Here is a 17,563-nt window from a genome sequence, read left to right on the forward strand (position 1 = left end):
CTATAGTAAAGAATTCAATCGCTATCAATCAGCCCTTTACTTTTTCTTTAAATTTATTAAATGCACTAGCGTTAGTGTCTTTTGGCCAAGCATTGTTAGATGTATCAACATCGGCAGTTTCTAAATCTGGATCTATAACAAAACCTGTTATAGCTTTATTAGTTTTAAATACCTTTTTTACTTCAAACTCATTATATCTCCATATTTCAGCTGGATATTTTTTTCTTTCTACAGTACCATCTTCATAAGTAATTTCTAAAATAATTGGCATTACGAGTCCGCCTGGCTTTTCAAAAGTTACTTCGTAAAAATGCTTTGGAGCCTCTTTCAACTTCGCTTTTTCTTCAACAGATAATGTCGCTAAATACGCATTAAGTTCAGGAAAATCCGTTGCACTTTTCGCGTCTTGAGGTATTACTCCGTTTTCAGCCTCAGCATAATAAATAAATCGTCCTTGGTAATCATCAAGATTCATATTATAACGCTTTGCGCTTTCTCTTGCGTTTTCAGTTGGCTTATCCGTTAAGTAAAACTGCTTCACACCTTTAACACCTATATCAGTAAAATCGGTAGTATAAAACCATCCTCTCCAAAACCAATCTAAATCCATTGCAGAAGCATCTTCCATAGATCTAAAGAAATCTGCTGGTGTAGGGTGTTTAAACATCCAACGTTGCGAATAAGTTCTAAATGCATAATCGAATAATTCTGGCCCCATTATAGTTTGTCTTAACATATATAATGCAGCAGCAGGCTTAGTATAAGCATTTGGACCAAATTGGTGCACGTAATCACCTTGAGACATAATTGGAGAAATATTACTTTGATCGCCACCCATGTAAGGCACAATATCTTTTGGTAAGTTTCCTGTAATGTAATTTGGATCGTAATCTAACTCTGCTAATGTTTCTACAAAAGAGTTTAAACCTTCATCCATCCAAGTCCATTGGCGCTCATCACTATTTACAATCATTGGGAAAAAGTTATGCCCAACTTCGTGTGTAATAACACCTATCATGCCTCGCTTTAATCGTTCGGAATAAGTTCCATCAGGATTAGGACGCCCGTAATTAAAACAAATCATAGGATATTCCATCCCCATCTCTGCATGTACAGAAACGGCTTTATTATAAGGATAATCGAAAGTTAACTTAGAATACTCTTCTAAAGTGTTTGCAACAACACGTGTTGAATGTTCTTCCCATAAGGGGTTTCCTTCTTTAGAATATAATGAAATGGCCATTACAGAACGACCATTAATATCTACAGCCATAGCATCCCACAAAAATTTTCTAGACGTTGCAAAAGCAAAATCCCTAACCTTATCGGCTTTAAAGTGCCATGTTTTTAACTTTGTACTACGTTGTTTCTCTGCAGCTTCAGCTTCTTCTTGTGTTACAATAAACACAGGATCTTTGAAAGATTTTTTAGCCAACTCAAAACGCTTTAACTGCTCTTTAGTTAAAACATCTTTAGGATTTTGCAAATCACCAGTAGCCTCCATTTTATGGTCTGCAGGAACGGTTAATTTTACATCGTAGTTTCCAAATTCTAAAGCAAATTCACTTCTGCCCCAGAATTGCATATTTTGCCATCCTTCAACGTTATTATAAACACACAATCTTGGAAAAAACTGTGCAATAACATAGGTGTTATTTCCATCAGGAAAAGCTTCGTAACCAGAACGTCCGCCCTGAGTAACGTGATTATTAACATTATACCACCATTTTATTTCAAATTTAAACGTATCGCCTGGCGCTAAAGGTTTAGCCAAATTAATACGCATCATGGTTTGATTAATTGTATATGATAAATCCGATCCGTTATCGTTTTTCACATGTTCTATGTTAAATCCTCCATCAAACTTATCTTGAAGATTATTTTTTGTAAATCGCTCTGCACTATTATAAGCTGTTCTAAAACTTTCAGCCTTTACATCTGGTGTTTTAGAATCTTTAGCTCTCATGTTTTGATCGAGCTGAATCCACAGATATTGTAAATAATCTTTAGAGTTGTTGTGATATGTTATTTTTTCATTACCAAAAATTTGGCTGGTATTTTCGTCTAAACGAATATCCATAACATAATCAACTTGCTGTTGTGTGTACTTATACCCTGGCGCACCAGAGGCGGTTCTAGTCTCGTTGGGAGTAGCCAACAAATCCTTCATTTGTCTAAACTTGTTTTGATCGGTATGACCTTGCTGTTTAGCCGATGTAGATTCTTGGGCAAAAAGACTCGTGGAAATAAAAATTACTGATAGGAAACAATACTTTAGGATTCTCATTTTAGCTATAAATAGATTTAACAAATTTTCAGCTTTTAGTTCTATAGTATTAACTTATTAAAACTAAAAACGCTCGAAAATAATAAATCTCAAAGCTAATTAACACTAATTTAATTAAAATTTAACAACGCAGAACTATTTTTATTGGTAAGTATAAAACTTTTCTGCTTAGAGTTTATCTTAGTTTTAACAATATTCTGCTGATCGGGACAAACATCGAAAAGTAATTTATTAGACACCTCAAAAGAATCAATGCTTTGAATATCAATAACTTCTAAGTAAAAACGCACAATATCACCATCATACTCCTTACCTACAAATTGGAATGGAACAGGCCTTTTATTTATAGAAACCTTTAAGTTGGTGTTAATGTATTTTTCTAAGTAGCCATTTACAGATTCGGCTTCATTTGCTTCATCTAAAGTGATGGTTTTGTCATAATCGTAACGCAAAGCATTCTCTAAATCGTCAATAAATACTCTAGAAATAATTTGAACCGATTTTTTGTCTTTCACAAATTCAACTTGCGTAACACTAATATAATATTTGTGAAGGCTTGTAAATGAAAAAAAACTAAATACTGAGAGGAGTAAAACTATTTTAAAACGATTCATTAATCTATTTTTTTGCTAAAGTAATTATTTTAGAAGTTCAAAAAGCATTCCGAAATATAAGTTGCACTTAAAAACCTGATAATTAATATGTTTTTAAAACAGAAAACTACGGCTCTATATTTTCTAAATACTGCTTATACTTCATTCTTAAAAACACAAGCACTTTAAAATCGTTTTGATTTTTACAGTATTTTAAAAAGTGAACATCATCGGAACAAAAATAGAAAAAATCCATTCGCTTGGCTTCATCCAAAGGGTTAGACGCGAAAAAATCTTTTCCAAGACGCCCAATTATACTGTGCATAAGATTATCTTTCTGTTCAATTTTCACGCGTTGTTTAAGCTTTTTAGTGCGTCCAGAAATAGCATTCAGTATAGGCGTAAAGCCAACAGAAGCTCCAAGACCATAACCAGAACTTCCTAAACTCGGACTAAAACTAGAGGCTTCACTTAGCATCCTTTCATTAACGGTAGCAATCTTACCCGTATATCCAGGTATTCCAACATCGTAGAAATTAAGCGGTCTATCGCCTTTTACATTTTTAACATCCGATAGTAAATCGCCCGTTAATATTTTACCAACAATAACCGTATCGAGCTGATTAACATGCTCATTTAATTGCACTAAAACAGCTTTGTTTATTAAAGTTTTGCTTGTAATTACAATTTCTTGCAATTTATAACGAATAGAAGTAAATACAATGGTATCATTCAGTCTTACAGGGAGTCTAAACTCACCATTAGCATCAGTAATGGTATAAGCCTGCCCTGTGTTGTTAATAACATGTATATTTTCAACGTCGCTAATACCCGCAACCTTCCCGAGGATTTCAATGGTTTGTCCGTAAAAATTAAGAGACATTAAAAAGAATAGAAAAAGTAGTTTTTGTTTCACGCTTTAATTTTAGAACTACGAATAACGATGTTAATTTCTTAAAGAAATTACAAAACGCATGTAATATTTTGTTAAAGCTAATACAATCCGTATTTCTATTTAGACTTTAAAAAAGCGATACTTCTAGTGTTTAGCAGCTCTAGAAACTCCATTTCTTTACCTTCATTAAGTAAACTAAAATCGAAATTATTGCGCTCTACATAGTGTATAAATTCTTCAACACGATGCTCCGGGATATTAAAGTTATCAACTAAAAACTCCGATCCAAAGTAATACTTAACCGATTCTATAGGCACTTCAGGAATACCCATTTCCGCTTTATTTTTAATCTTAGACCTAAATAATGGCAACAGTAATTGGTCTACCACATTTATTACATTCAAACCATTTACCATAGGCATATGTTCTCTGCTAATAGCATCATTAACCGTTCGGCTACTGTAATCTCTAGTAAACTCAAATTCGTCCTTATGTTTTATACCATAGTACAAAGCATCCAACTTAGGCGAAAAAGGTTTAGCGACCTCCATATCTTCCGCTAAAACACCCGATAGTTTTTGAGGTAGCAAAATAATTTCATCTAGCTTATTAATTTCCATGATTAAAAACACCTTCATACTCATAGAACCCATAATAGCCTCATTAACCGTGAATTTAATATTCTGAAACTGCAATGCGCTAACTTCAATAATATCATTAAGTCTCACAGCAAGTTTAAATTCACCACGGTCGTCGGTAATAGTTCCCGCATTGGCGGAAGCATTAAAAACGGTAATACCACCAAGATCACTACTTTCTACAATAATTTTACCATCAACATTTAAACGCTGAAAATCTTGCGAAAAAGCGAACCCATTCATTAAACAAACTAGAAAAAGTATTTTTAATCTCATATTTCTTTTTTATTAAAAATACGTTTTAATCAAGGATTCTTCAAGTAAAACAGAAAAAAAATACGTTAAAAAAATAAATTTATTTAGTTTTACCCTTTAAACAAAAACCATCATGCAACAAATTACTATCGCCAGCACTTCTACCCTACACGGGTCGGGATATTTAGAATATTTACTAGACTATTTAAGCGTATTTTTTAAAAACGCCGATACAATCCTATTTATTCCCTACGCAAGACCCGGCGGCATAAGTCATGATGCATATACAGAAACCGTGCAAAAAGCACTCGCTAAAATAGACAAAAGCGTTATTGGTATTCATAAAAAAAGTAATCCTATAGAAGCTATAGAACAAGCCGAAGCTATTTTTGTAGGCGGTGGCAATACCTTTGTGCTTACTAGCCAGTTGTACAAAAACAACCTCATCGATGCCATACAAAAAGCTGTTAAAACCGGCACTCCATATTTAGGCACTAGCGCAGGCAGCAATATTTGTGGTCTTACCATAAAAAACACAAACGATATGCCTATTGTCTACCCACCAAGTTTCAATGCCTTAGCCTTAGTTCCCTTCAATATTAATCCACATTATTTAGATCCGTTGCCCGATAGCAAACACATGGGCGAAACTCGAGAAACCCGAATAAAAGAATTCCACAACTTTAACACCAATCCCGTAGTTGGCTTACGAGAAGGTAGTTGGTTAGCAGTTTCAGGAAAATCGATACTATTAAAAGGTGAGCTCCCTGCACGAATTTTCGAGTACAACAAACCACCCTATGAAGTTATTCCAGACACCCAACTAAACCATTTAAAATAAGAACAATAAAGCTTAACACTCTTTTTTGGGCGGGTTTTTAAGAAAAATAAAAACCGCGCTATCCGTTATATCTTTTTGCGACGCAAGGCGTAGGCTTTTTCGCAATATTTAATACAAAACAAAACCTCTCGCCCTTTCAATGCTTTTTGTAAGTCGCAAAAAGGATGCCACTGCTATCGCTCCCGCGAGTAACCGCCAACTATCGTTTTTCGCCTCAAAAATTCAACCATCCGCTTTCATAAAAACTTAAAATCGCTTCTCTTAAAATGATTTAAGTCATGTTTATTTATCTAAAAGATTTTGACCTTTGTGTGTTAATCAGGTTAAACATTATAATCAGATGAAATATCAAGCTAAATCAAAACAGATAAGGCTGTTTAAAAAAATTACTGTTCTTCTCGCTCTTCTAATTACTTCACATACATACGCACAAGAACGCCAAATAAGTATTCAAGACGCCTTAGAACTCAGCTACGCAAATAATGATAAAATTAAGCAATACAACGAGCGCGTTGCACAAAAAAGCTACGAAAATAAAGCAGCAAAAGGCAACTTTTTACCAAAATTAAGTTTAATAGGCGGATACACATACCTCAGCGAAAATATAGAAGTAAACACCTCTCAAATTTCAAGCTCATTAGACGATTTAGGAGGAAAATATGGCGCTGCATTTGTAACCGCTTATGGAGAGCAAATAGGCCTTTCGGGTGTTAGTGCAGAAAGCGCATACACCACACTTGTTAGTGTTTTAGGTCAGTTTCCCGCATATCCAAATATGGAAATAAATAACCAACAATTTCCAACAGCCGCATTAGTTGCCACACAACCCATATTTACCGGAGGAAAAATAATTGCAGCTAAAAAGTACGCTAAAGCCGAATTAGAATCCGCAAACATAGAACTCACAGAAGTAAAAGACCAGATTGCAAACGAACTTATTGAGCGGTATTTAAACCTCATCCTCATTAAGCAAATTGTAAAAACCCGCGAAGACATTTATAACGGAATGCTTAAACACAAAGAGCAAACAGAGCGCGCCATAAATTTAGAAATTCTACCTAAACATGTACTGCTAAGAGCTCAAGTCGCCGTTGCAAATGCCCAAAAAGATTTAAATAACGACTTAAACAAAGAAACCTTAGCCCTAATGGCGTTGCGATCTACAATGAATATTGAAGATGATGTACCTTTTAAAATTTCAGACAGTATCACCTATAAAGCTATCGACCTAAATTTCGATAACTTATTAAACACAGCCTATATCAAGCAACCTGTTTTGGGCCTTATTAACCAAAAAGAAGAAATTGCAAAACAAGCCTTAGCCATCGAAAAATCGAAATTCATGCCCAATATAGCAGCCTTCGGTAGCTATAATATGCTAAGAGACGAACTTCCTGTGGTACCACCAAAATTTATTGTGGGCGTACAAGCCGAAATCAATATTTTTAATGGCTTTAAAGATATACACCAATTAAAAGCTAAAAAGCATTTAAAAAAAGAAGTCGAAAACGCGAAAGCATATGCCTTAAAACAAATTCATTTATTAGTACAATCTAACTACACCACAGCAAAAAACGAGGAAAAAAATTACCTGAGCCTCTCTAGCACAGTGGCATTAGCCAAAGAAAATTTAAGAATTAACACCAGGCGTTTTGAAGAAGGCCTTGGTAAATCTATAGATGTAATCGATGCCTCACTATTATACCAAAAATCTAAAATAGAACAATTAGTAGCTCTTAACGCCTATTATCAAGCCGTTACCAATCTCTATACATCTATTGGAGAACCCGAAAATATAATACCGTTTATCAACAAATAAGCCTCATCATGAAAAAAGCATATATCACATTAATAATCCCGATACTCATTATTGCCTTTGCGATAGTCTTCTTTATTGTTAAAGCAAACAGTAAAAAACCTATAGTATATTCTGGCATGCTCGAAACTACAGAAATTAATGTAGCATCAGAAATATCTGGGAGAGTACACACCGTTTTAGTGGCAAAAGGCAGTACCGTACAAAAAGGACAAATACTAGCCACATTAGAACCCGACATTTTAAATGCCAAAAAAGGCCAAGCTCAAGGTATGGTTAACGCCGCGCGTTCCCTATATAACAAAGCAGAATTTGGCGCACGTAAAGAAGAAATTAATGCGCTAGAAAATCAATATCAAATGGCAAAAAGTCAATTTGAATTTGCCGAAAAAACATACAAAAGATTTCAAGCCCTTTATGCTGACAGTATTATTTCTAAGCAAGAAATGGACGAAATTCAATTTAAATACGATGCCGCAAAAGAACAAATGAACGCCGCCAAATCGGTATGGAGCATGGCTAAAACAGGTGCCAGAAAAGAAGATGTAAGCGCAGCCTACGGAAGTTACGAAAGCGCTCAAAGTGCTTACAACGAGGTTGAAGCCTTTTATGACGAGCTTCAAATTACAGCTCCAAAGTCAGGAATTATAAGCAACCAAATTGCTGAAGAAGGCGAAGTTATGGCTGCCGGTTACCCCATAGTAACCATACAAATACCTGAAAACATCTATGCTATATTAAATGTAAGAGAAGATCATTTGGCAGATTTTAAAATTGACCAAATATATACCGCTGTAGTACCCGGGTTAAATAATGAATCTGTAGATTTTAAAGTAAGCTACATGGCGCCAATGGCCGATTTTGCAACTTGGGTACCGGTAAAAGCCAAAGGAGAATACGAGTTAAAAACCTTTGAAATTCACTTAACACCTCAAAACCGAATTACCGAGCTTAAACCAGGTATGTCTATTCAAATTTACAAATAGCACGATGCTTAACACTTGGAGTGTATATAAAGTTTTTAAGAGAGAAATGCTGCGATTAGCTAAGCAGAAATCTACACGCAACTTATTTATCTCGGTGCCTATTGTGGTGTTTTTTATACTAGGCAGTATATATTCCAAAGGCGCACTAAGAGAAGTACCTATCGCGGTATACGACCAGGACAACAGTACATTGAGCCGCACGTACATACGCTTTTTAGAAGCCTCGCCTACATTTAAAATTACACACTACATCACTGCAGACGACGCTATTGAAAACGTATTTGTAGCCAACAACGTAGATGGCATTTTTTACATCCCAAAAGATTTCCATAAAAATGTTTTAAAAAAAACCCAAGTACAAATTAAAGTATACACCAACTCCACCAATATTGTTTTAGGAAATCTTATTTACAGATCAGCGATACAAATTACGCAATTGGTTAGTGGTTCTGTGGTCGTAAAACGCATGGCTCCTTTAGGTATAAACCCCAGTAAAATTTCGGGAACTGTACTCCCAATACAAGTCAACACCAAAGTGATAGGCAACCCGCAATACAATTACAGTTACTACTTCATTCCGGGCTTATCCATTGTACTACTACAAATGATTGTTTTTATAGCCGCATCTAGAGCTTTTAATACGGAATGGAAAGCAAATACCTACCAAGAACTATACAGCACGGCAAATGGTAGCGTACTTGCCATGTTATTCGGTAAATATGCTGCGCTTTTAATTTATAGTTTAGGCTTATCCGCTGGTGTTTTAGCCATGTTGTTTCCTCTTTTAGGGATTCCTATTTATGGCAATATATTAAGTCTTTCAGCATTGATTATTCTATTAATTACCGTCAATATTTTTTTAGGGTTCGGACTATCATTAATTTTTAAAAAGGAACTAATAGCCTTAGACCTAGCCATATTTTATAATTCTCCAGCTTTCGTTTTCAGTGGCTTTACCTTTCCTATTTGGGCGATGCCATGGCTAAACTCAACCTACGCTCAAATGATTCCGTTTACTCATTTTTTAACCGGTTTTCTCAAAATTTATCAATTAAACACACCTATTCATTTTATTTGGCCAGAAGTATGGAAACTCCTTGTTTTTATGCTCGTAGCCTTTTTATTCATCTTAATAGGATTAACCATTAACAGGACACTCATTTTTCCTGCTAAAAAAGAAGCTGCGCTATGGAACTAAAACTAATTTGGCGCCTTATAAAAAAAGAAGCCCTCCTTATATTTAATGACAAGAGTATTTTTTTAGTACTATTTGCGGCTCCCTTTTTATATCTATTTTTAATAGGCACAACTTACATAAAAAAAGATGAAGAAAAAGTAAGTATTGGCGCCGTAGACCTAGATCATACCACAAGCAGCCGATCATTTTTGAATAAGCTAAACGCCACTCAAAAAGTAGAAATCACTCAAACCTATAACAATCTTTTAGAAGCCAAAGACGGCCTTTCAAATTTTGATATTCAAGGCTATGTAAATATTCCTCATGGTTTTGAAAAAAAACTAAAAATGAAAGAAGCCTCGCCCATTGGTTTAATTTTAAACAATACGCGTTTTTTACCTTCCAATGATATTAATAAAGCCGTAAACTTAGTGGCCTTAGAATACGCTTTAGATTCCCGAAGTACTTTTTTTCAATCTAAAGGAGTAAGCCCAACCTTAGCAAAAACCTATGCAGACCCTGTATCCATAGAAGTGCACGCTGTTTATAACCCAACCAATAACTACGGCAATTTTTTACTGCCTTTTGTTCTATTTCTCATACTAAATCAAACCTTACTTATTGGCCTTGCAGAAAGCGTTGCTTCCGATAGAGAAAAAGGACTTACACTAACACACTTTACAGCAAGTAAAAACAACTTTTTAAATTACATTATCGGTAAAACCGCTATCTACTTCGTTTTATTTTTTGCTTATACCCTATTAGTTCTGTTAGTAGTGTTTCCTTTATTCCATTTACAAATTCACGGAAATCTGTTTATGCTTTTAGTAGCATCTTCAATATTTTTAATCACCACAATATTGTATGGTTGGTTTGTTGCCTCGTTTTTTAAAACAGAAATAGGCGCTATGGAAGTTATTGCCTTTACCTCCTACCCTATATTCTTAATTACAGGTGTCACTTGGTCCATAAGCCAAATGCCCATGTTTATACAATATATAGCGAATCTCCTGCCGCTAAGACCATTTTTTGTTGTCATAAAAAAACTAGCTATAATGGATGTCGACAGTAATCTATATAATAAGGATATCGTGCACCTTCTCCTATTATTATTTATAGGTTACGCATTGGCATTTTTAAGATTTCGCCATTTACAAAGGAAAACCGTAAACAAAACCATAACAGTTATAAATTTTAAAGACAGCTAACCGAAACTAGTTTAACTTGTAAGCAAGCATAACACCACCTCTGTAAGGCAACCACTCGCCACTCTTATTATATTTTACAGCACCATCTACTCGATTACCAGAAGCTTTATTGTAACCTTTATAAAAAGCCTGATGCGTACCACCACCAAGAAACACATCGATATTAAGTCTATCACTCAATCTTTTTTGCACACCTATGGTCATTCCGGCAGTATAACCAAAACCTTGTTCGTAACCATTAGTTCCTCTAAAAAACTTCGAAAGTTTAAAAGTGGTTCCAGACAAATGGGCACCAACATAAAACCCCTTAAAGCTCTCCTTAATATAATAGCGATATTCTGGCGTAACAATTAAAAACTTTAAAGGCGATCCATCTAGAGATTCCCAAAAAGAAGCAATAGCATCAATTTGAAACGTGGCGTGCTTACCCAAACCTGTTTCAAGTCCAATCTGTGGCATAGCTGCCAAAATACTTAAAGCATTACCTTTTATATAGGTTGCTTTTTTACTTTGAGATTCTACAACTATTTCGGTATCATTTTGGGCATTAATTTTAACAGACACCAAAATCATGATGAGTAAAAAAACACAATTCTTGTAATTCATATTTATTTATTTTGAAGGGTTTAGTAATTTAAAAAACATAATAGTCAAATTTTATGCACATTACAATTTTAATGTAAACTAAAGGTTAATTCCCACAATAAAACAGTCATTTTACATAAAATTATGACATTATCAATATTCGCTTCGTATTCTTACAATTTCGCAATAATTAAGCAAAAATATTACCGTTTTAATCAGTGTTTATAAGGGTTTACGAAGATTTTACCATATGTAAGAAAATACAGTTTATAAAGAAAATCATCGACGAAACGCACGTTTTTTAGCATCAAAATCAAGTCAAATGTTTTTAACCGAGTTTAATGCCGTTTTGGGCGAAATACTCTCAACCCATAGTTATTTTATCAAAACAATTTCTAATTTTACAGTGTTCAAACAGTACTGATTAATAGCTACGTATTTGTTGAATGGTTTAAAAAAAGCGTTTTCTAGACCCCTATTTAGAAATACAATTTAAGCCATAAAACAATTGAAATTTTTAATTGCTAATCTGTGTTTTTGACATCTACTTTTCATTTGTGGGTTTCTTACTCCCTATTTAGCATAAATTACATTTAATGATAGATTATTAAAACTTTTAATCCTGGTTTTACTAAATCTATATAAAATATTTTAACCATCCCTCTGGGGAATATTTATTAATTAAATACAATTTATTATGAAAAAAAGTAAATTAGTTTCGTTAGTGTTTTTATCCTTAACTGTGTCTTACATGTTTTTAACCTTATTAAGTTATATCATAATTTCTTAATACATCAAAAAACTATTAAACATAGGGAGCCTTACTCCACAAATCCTTTCCTTTTAGCCAAAATTAGTTGGTCATTATAAAATATGCACAAAATGGATTGGAAAGTGGTATACGTAAAGCCTAGAACAGAGAAAAAAGTGGAATCCGCATTGTTAAAAATGGGAATTAAAGCTTACTGCCCTGTGGTTACAGAAATTCATCAATGGTCGGACAGAAAAAAGAAGGTACAAGTTCCCATACTTAAATCTTACGTTTTTGTGCAACCCATTGATCAGGAGCTTGATATGGTTTTTCAAGTCCCTCATGTAGTACGTTATCTTTTTTGGCTCGGCAAACATGCCGTAGTCAGAGATAACGAAATTAAAACCATGCAAAATTGGCTAACAGCATCTACCAACATACAACCTGTTGTAGAAGGTATTAAGCCAGGCGATAGAATAGATATTAAAACAGGACCTTTTAAAGGAGAAAAGGGACTGGTAAAAGAAATAGGAAAAAATAGAATTCAATTATTACTATTGGATTTAGATATGAAAATTACTTTAGACAGAAATTAAGCCTGTTTAAAGTATTTTTTTTTGCATAGCACTGAACTCAAAATGGGACTCAGGCGGCGGAGCCGTGTAAAGCGGTGATTAAAAGAGTATATTTAAACTTATAATAAAAAAGTAAAAAAACCATAAATCATGGCAAACAAAGTAGCGTTTATAACAGGAGTAACGGGTCAAGATGGAGCATATTTAAGTGAATTTTTGTTAAAAAAAGGCTATACCGTACATGGCTTAAAGCGTCGATCGTCATTATTCAACACCGATAGAATCGATCACTTATACCAAGATCCTCATGTAGAAAAGCGTAATTTCATATTACATTATGGTGATATGACGGATAGTACCAACCTAATCCGCTTAATAAAAGAAATTCAACCAGACGAGATTTACAACTTGGCCGCTATGAGTCACGTACATGTATCTTTCGAAATCCCGGAATACACTGCTAATGCCGATGGTATTGGAACGCTTAGAATTTTAGATGCTGTAAGGTTGTTAGGTTTAGAAAAGAAAACTAGAATTTACCAAGCGTCAACATCAGAGTTATATGGTAAAGTTCAAGAAGTACCACAATCGGAAACGACACCATTTTACCCGCGTTCGCCTTATGCCGTAGCAAAGATGTACGCGTACTGGATTACTGTAAACTATAGAGAAGCTTACGGTATCTATGCTTGTAACGGTATTTTATTTAATCACGAGTCACCTATTAGAGGGGAAACGTTCGTAACCCGCAAAATTACTAGAGCAACATCAAGAATTGCTTTAGGCTTACAAGATAAATTCTATTTAGGAAATTTAGATGCTAAACGTGATTGGGGCCATGCTAAAGATTATGTACGCATGATGTGGATGATTCTTCAAGCTGAAGAAGCTGAAGATTGGGTAATCGCTACCGGAAAAACAACAACCGTTAGAGACTTTGTAACCTTAAGTTTTGCAGAAGTAGGTATTACTTTAGAATTTAAAGGTGAAGGTGTTAACGAAAAAGCATTCGTAAAATCGTGTTCTAATGAAAAATATCAATTAGAAATAGGTAAAGAAGTCTTAGCTGTAGACCCTAAATATTTCAGACCAACAGAAGTAGAACTATTAATAGGAGATGCTACTAAAGCAAACACAAAATTAGGATGGGAATGTCAATACGAACTTGCAGACTTAGTAAAAGATATGATGCAAAGTGATTTACACCTAATGCAAAAAGATTGCTATTTAAAAGAAGGCAACTACCAAACCTTAAATTATTTTGAATAGTATGGACAAACAATGTAAAATATATATAGCCGGTCATAGAGGTATGGTCGGCTCTGCTATTTGGCGCGCTTTAGAAGCTTCAGGTTACAATAACCTTGTGGGCCAAACTAGCGCAGAACTCGATTTACGTAACCAAAGCGCCGTAAACACCTTTATAGAAACCACTAAGCCAGACGTTATAATAGACGCAGCTGCAAAAGTGGGTGGTATTTTAGCAAATAGCGAATACCAGTTTGAGTTTTTGTTAGAGAACATGCAAATTCAGAATAACCTGATTGATGCCGCTCACAAACAAAACATTTCAAAATTCATCTTTTTAGGTAGTTCTTGTATCTATCCTAAACTGGCTACACAACCTTTAAAGGAAGAATATTTACTAACAGGCCCACTAGAACCTACAAACGATGGTTATGCCATTGCTAAAATTTCTGGGGTACGTTTATGCAAAGCCATTCGCGACCAATATCAAAAAGATTTTGTAAGCTTAATGCCTACTAATTTATATGGTCCGCATGATAATTTCGATTTAAAATCATCGCATGTATTACCAGCCATGATTCGTAAATTCCACGAAGCCAAACTTAACAATAACGCTACCGTAACCCTTTGGGGCAGCGGATCGCCAATGCGTGAGTTTCTTCATGTGGAAGATATGGCACAAGCCGTAGTTTTTGCTTTAGAAAACAAACTGCCTGAGCATTTATACAACGTAGGTACAGGTACCGACGTGACTATTAAAAATTTAGCCGAAACCGTACAACGTATTGTAGGCCATGAAGGTGCTATTGTTTGGGACGATACTAAACCCGATGGTACACCAAGAAAACTTATGGATGTTTCTAAAATGAAAACCTTAGGTTGGCAAGCCACAACACCTTTAGATCAAGGTATAGAAAACACCTATAATTGGTTTCTATCTAATGAAGCTTCTTATAAACAAGTAAAATTTTAAATCAACAACACATACATCATGCTCGCGACACTAGAAAACACATCTGCCACTATTTTAAAACCTAAAAAAATCACATCAATATGTTGTATTGGTGCGGGTTATGTAGGCGGACCAACGATGGCCGTAATGGCTCAAAAAAATCCGGACATTAAGGTAACCGTAGTCGATTTAAACCAACAGCGTATTGCCGATTGGAACGATAGCGATTTATCTAAACTACCTATTTTTGAACCTGGTTTAGACCAAGTGGTTGCAGAAGCTAGAGGACGCAACTTGTTTTTCTCTACCAATGTTGATGATGCTATTCGTGAAGCCGACATGATTTTTATTTCGGTAAACACACCTACTAAAACCTACGGTTCTGGCAAAGGCATGGCAGCCGATTTAAAATATATCGAATTGTGTGCCAGACAAATTGCACAAATTGCAACTACCGATAAAATTGTAGTCGAAAAATCGACTTTACCCGTAAAAACAGCACAGGCCATAAAATCTATTTTAGACCATACGGGCAACGGTGTTAAATTTCAAATATTATCAAATCCTGAGTTTTTAGCCGAAGGAACCGCCATGACGGATTTAGCGTCTCCTGATCGTGTGTTAATAGGTGGCGATCAAACCCCAGAAGGTTTACAAGCCATTCAATCTTTGGTCGATGTCTATGCCACTTGGGTACCAAAAGCACAAATTTTAACCACCAACATCTGGTCATCAGAGCTTTCTAAATTAGTAGCCAATGCCTTTTTAGCACAACGTGTATCGTCTATTAACGCCATTTCCGAGCTTTGCGAAGCTACAGAAGCTAATGTAGAAGAAGTGGCTAGAGCTATTGGTATGGACTCACGTATTGGTCCTAAATTCTTAAAAGCCTCTGTGGGCTTTGGAGGCTCTTGTTTCCAAAAAGATATTTTAAACCTCGTATATATTTCTAAATCTTTAGGTTTAAATGAAGTAGCCGATTATTGGGAGCAGGTTATTATCCTGAATAACCACCAACGCGATCGCTTTGCAAAAAATATTGTATCTACACTTTACAATACCGTATCGGGTAAAAAAATAGCCTTTTTAGGTTGGGCCTTTAAAAAAGACACCAACGATACGCGCGAATCTGCTGCCATTTACGTCGCCGATAAATTAATTGACGAGCAAGCACAAATTAGCGTTTACGATCCTAAAGTAACCGCAGTACAAATGCAGGCCGATTTAAATTATTTAAATACCAGATCGGAAGCTGAAAATAAAAACTATGTAAAGACAGAAACCGATGCATACAAAGCTTTAGAAGGCGCTCACGCTATTGCTGTGCTTACAGAATGGGATGAGTTTAAAACCTACAACTGGCAACGTATTTACGGCAGTATGAGCAAACCGGCTTTCGTTTTCGATGGTCGAAATGTTTTGGATAAAACGGCTTTAGAATCTATTGGGTTTAGAGTGCAAAGTATTGGTAAGTAATTTAATAAAATCGGGAAGCAAAGAATAGTATAGTTAGTTTTATAAAGCATTATTTTGATTAAAAATTTATTAAAAAATAAAAATAAAATTCACGTAATAATTACACAAATTATTAATGCTTTTATTGGAATAATTTCAGGAAAAGTCATAGCTACGTATGTCGCACCAGAAGAGTTTGGAATATATAATATTCAGTTCGCTACATTTACCTTTGCTTCTTCATTATTAATTACTCCATTTTTACAATATTTAAAATCAACAAACAAAACATTACTCCCTAGATTGGGCACAAAAATATATTTAATTGCCTTCATTCCCATACTTCTAATTGCAACCTTAGTTATACTATTGTCAATTTATTTTCTCTCAGGCTATCTTAACCTCAGCTTAATCTTTATATTCTTGATTTTCATACCATTAACAGCCATTAATAGTTCGATTTCTGACTTTTTGAATATCAACAACCAAATACAGTCCTTTTTAAAAATGAGCGTTTTAAAGAGCATAACTAGCCTTTGCTTTATAATAATATTTTTTGTTGTTGGTTTTACTTTTTTAACTCAGCCTGAATCACTGTGGTTTATGCAATTAATTGGTTTACTTTTTAGTTTTATTTTCTTTTTTAGAACATACAAAATATTCAGAAAACGGTTCGTAATTAATTATGGGACCTTCTACAAAAAGTATTTTAAGTTTGCATGGCCATTAATGATACTAGCCTTTTGGTCGTGGATTAATAATTTTTTTGACAGATATGCCATTGATTATTATATGTCAACAGACAATGTCGGTGTTTATAACGCCAATTATGGTTTAGGATCTAAATTTTTTTTAATGTTAAGTCCAGTATTCATGATTATAATAAGACCACTAATTTATGATGTTAAAAAAATACAGATAAAAAAAACGATAATAATAAAATATGTTAAATACTACATTGCAATTGGTCTTCTTTTATTAAGTTTTATATATATATTTAAAGATATAATTGGTAGTTTACTATTGTCAGATCTATACAGTAATGGGTTTTATCTCATTTTTTGGATAGCACTAGCTTTTTTTATAATTACTTTAACTTATATATACGAATCTATATTTTATGCGGAAGGAAAAACGAAAGTGATACTCTACGGAAATATTCTTTCTGCATCTCTTAATATTATTCTTAATATTATTCTAATTCCTTTATTAGGTTTAACTGGAGCATTTTTAGCAACATTAAGTGCTTTTTTATTACACCTTATATACATCAATATTAAATTCCATAGACTTTAAAAAAT

Annotated in this window: 15 protein-coding genes; 10 read left to right on the forward strand and 5 right to left on the reverse strand. The window is 34.4% G+C overall.

Features of this window, described 5'->3' with window-relative positions; all coding sequences use genetic code 11:
• Positions 1–28: 28 nt before the first annotated feature.
• From ACJJV4_RS05100 to ACJJV4_RS05115, 4 genes are all read right to left on the reverse strand, one after another.
• The gene (locus tag ACJJV4_RS05100) at positions 29–2,287 is read right to left on the reverse strand and encodes a M1 family metallopeptidase (RefSeq protein ID WP_405292388.1); all 2,259 of its coding nucleotides are present in this window, start codon (positions 2,285–2,287) and stop codon (positions 29–31) included.
• Between the two features lie 110 nt (positions 2,288–2,397).
• Positions 2,398–2,901: a DUF6702 family protein gene (locus ACJJV4_RS05105; protein ID WP_405292389.1), complete on the reverse strand. Its 504-nt coding sequence runs from the start codon at positions 2,899–2,901 to the stop codon at positions 2,398–2,400.
• A 106-nt stretch (positions 2,902–3,007) separates the two neighbouring features.
• On the reverse strand, positions 3,008–3,796 hold the full coding sequence (locus tag ACJJV4_RS05110; RefSeq protein ID WP_405292390.1) for a hypothetical protein: 789 nt from the start codon (positions 3,794–3,796) through the stop codon (positions 3,008–3,010).
• 95 nt (positions 3,797–3,891) lie between these two features.
• Entirely contained in the window at positions 3,892–4,689 is a 798-nt protein-coding gene (locus tag ACJJV4_RS05115; RefSeq protein ID WP_405292391.1) for a hypothetical protein, read from the reverse strand.
• Between the two features lie 112 nt (positions 4,690–4,801).
• Between ACJJV4_RS05115 and pepE the strand changes: the two genes are divergently transcribed.
• The 5 genes from pepE to ACJJV4_RS05140 all read left to right on the forward strand — a co-directional run bounded on the left by pepE (position 4,802) and on the right by ACJJV4_RS05140 (position 10,696).
• The gene (gene pepE / locus ACJJV4_RS05120) at positions 4,802–5,509 is read left to right on the forward strand and encodes a dipeptidase PepE (protein ID WP_405292392.1); all 708 of its coding nucleotides are present in this window, start codon (positions 4,802–4,804) and stop codon (positions 5,507–5,509) included.
• 340 nt (positions 5,510–5,849) lie between these two features.
• Entirely contained in the window at positions 5,850–7,328 is a 1,479-nt protein-coding gene (locus ACJJV4_RS05125) for a TolC family protein (protein WP_405292393.1), read from the forward strand.
• 8 nt (positions 7,329–7,336) lie between these two features.
• Entirely contained in the window at positions 7,337–8,311 is a 975-nt protein-coding gene (locus ACJJV4_RS05130; protein ID WP_405292394.1) for an HlyD family secretion protein, read from the forward strand.
• Positions 8,312–8,357: 46 nt separating this feature from the next.
• Positions 8,358–9,509: an ABC transporter permease gene (locus tag ACJJV4_RS05135; protein ID WP_405292395.1), complete on the forward strand. Its 1,152-nt coding sequence runs from the start codon at positions 8,358–8,360 to the stop codon at positions 9,507–9,509.
• On the forward strand, positions 9,500–10,696 hold the full coding sequence (locus tag ACJJV4_RS05140) for an ABC transporter permease (RefSeq protein ID WP_405292396.1): 1,197 nt from the start codon (positions 9,500–9,502) through the stop codon (positions 10,694–10,696). Before ACJJV4_RS05135 ends, ACJJV4_RS05140 begins: the two co-directional genes overlap by 10 nt.
• 6 nt (positions 10,697–10,702) lie before the next feature.
• On the opposite strand, the gene ACJJV4_RS05145 is transcribed toward ACJJV4_RS05140, so the two are convergent.
• Positions 10,703–11,302, reverse strand: a complete 600-nt coding sequence (locus tag ACJJV4_RS05145; protein ID WP_405292397.1) for a DUF3575 domain-containing protein — start codon at positions 11,300–11,302, stop codon at positions 10,703–10,705.
• An 861-nt stretch (positions 11,303–12,163) separates the two neighbouring features.
• On the opposite strand from ACJJV4_RS05145, the gene ACJJV4_RS05150 reads away from it, so the two are divergent.
• From ACJJV4_RS05150 to ACJJV4_RS05170, 5 genes are all read left to right on the forward strand, one after another.
• The gene (locus ACJJV4_RS05150) at positions 12,164–12,628 is read left to right on the forward strand and encodes a UpxY family transcription antiterminator (protein ID WP_405292398.1); all 465 of its coding nucleotides are present in this window, start codon (positions 12,164–12,166) and stop codon (positions 12,626–12,628) included.
• A 129-nt stretch (positions 12,629–12,757) separates the two neighbouring features.
• Positions 12,758–13,876, forward strand: coding sequence for a GDP-mannose 4,6-dehydratase (gene gmd, locus ACJJV4_RS05155; protein WP_405292399.1), 1,119 nt, complete (start codon positions 12,758–12,760; stop codon positions 13,874–13,876).
• Between the two features lies 1 nt (position 13,877).
• Complete coding sequence (locus ACJJV4_RS05160) at positions 13,878–14,828, forward strand: GDP-L-fucose synthase family protein (protein WP_405292400.1); 951 nt, start codon at positions 13,878–13,880, stop codon at positions 14,826–14,828.
• An 18-nt stretch (positions 14,829–14,846) separates the two neighbouring features.
• On the forward strand, positions 14,847–16,283 hold the full coding sequence (locus ACJJV4_RS05165; RefSeq protein WP_405292401.1) for a UDP-glucose 6-dehydrogenase: 1,437 nt from the start codon (positions 14,847–14,849) through the stop codon (positions 16,281–16,283).
• A gap of 54 nt (positions 16,284–16,337) precedes the next feature.
• Positions 16,338–17,558, forward strand: coding sequence for a polysaccharide biosynthesis C-terminal domain-containing protein (locus tag ACJJV4_RS05170; protein WP_405292402.1), 1,221 nt, complete (start codon positions 16,338–16,340; stop codon positions 17,556–17,558).
• Positions 17,559–17,563: the final 5 nt, after the last annotated feature.

It is taken from the genome of Algibacter sp. Ld11 (assembly GCF_045066735.1).
Lineage (GTDB): Bacteria > Bacteroidota > Bacteroidia > Flavobacteriales > Flavobacteriaceae > Algibacter.

Coding starts and splice junctions, on each gene's coding strand:
- ACJJV4_RS05145 (WP_405292397.1), bottom strand. CDS start 11,302: ATGAATTACAAGAATTGTGTTTTTTTACTCATCATGATTTTGGTGTCT.
- ACJJV4_RS05150 (WP_405292398.1), top strand. CDS start 12,164: ATGGATTGGAAAGTGGTATACGTAAAGCCTAGAACAGAGAAAAAAGTG.
- pepE (WP_405292392.1), top strand. CDS start 4,802: ATGCAACAAATTACTATCGCCAGCACTTCTACCCTACACGGGTCGGGA.
- gmd (WP_405292399.1), top strand. CDS start 12,758: ATGGCAAACAAAGTAGCGTTTATAACAGGAGTAACGGGTCAAGATGGA.
- ACJJV4_RS05135 (WP_405292395.1), top strand. CDS start 8,358: ATGCTGCGATTAGCTAAGCAGAAATCTACACGCAACTTATTTATCTCG.
- ACJJV4_RS05130 (WP_405292394.1), top strand. CDS start 7,337: ATGAAAAAAGCATATATCACATTAATAATCCCGATACTCATTATTGCC.
- ACJJV4_RS05105 (WP_405292389.1), bottom strand. CDS start 2,901: ATGAATCGTTTTAAAATAGTTTTACTCCTCTCAGTATTTAGTTTTTTT.
- ACJJV4_RS05100 (WP_405292388.1), bottom strand. CDS start 2,287: ATGAGAATCCTAAAGTATTGTTTCCTATCAGTAATTTTTATTTCCACG.
- ACJJV4_RS05165 (WP_405292401.1), top strand. CDS start 14,847: ATGCTCGCGACACTAGAAAACACATCTGCCACTATTTTAAAACCTAAA.
- ACJJV4_RS05140 (WP_405292396.1), top strand. CDS start 9,500: ATGGAACTAAAACTAATTTGGCGCCTTATAAAAAAAGAAGCCCTCCTT.
- ACJJV4_RS05125 (WP_405292393.1), top strand. CDS start 5,850: ATGAAATATCAAGCTAAATCAAAACAGATAAGGCTGTTTAAAAAAATT.
- ACJJV4_RS05160 (WP_405292400.1), top strand. CDS start 13,878: ATGGACAAACAATGTAAAATATATATAGCCGGTCATAGAGGTATGGTC.
- ACJJV4_RS05115 (WP_405292391.1), bottom strand. CDS start 4,689: ATGAGATTAAAAATACTTTTTCTAGTTTGTTTAATGAATGGGTTCGCT.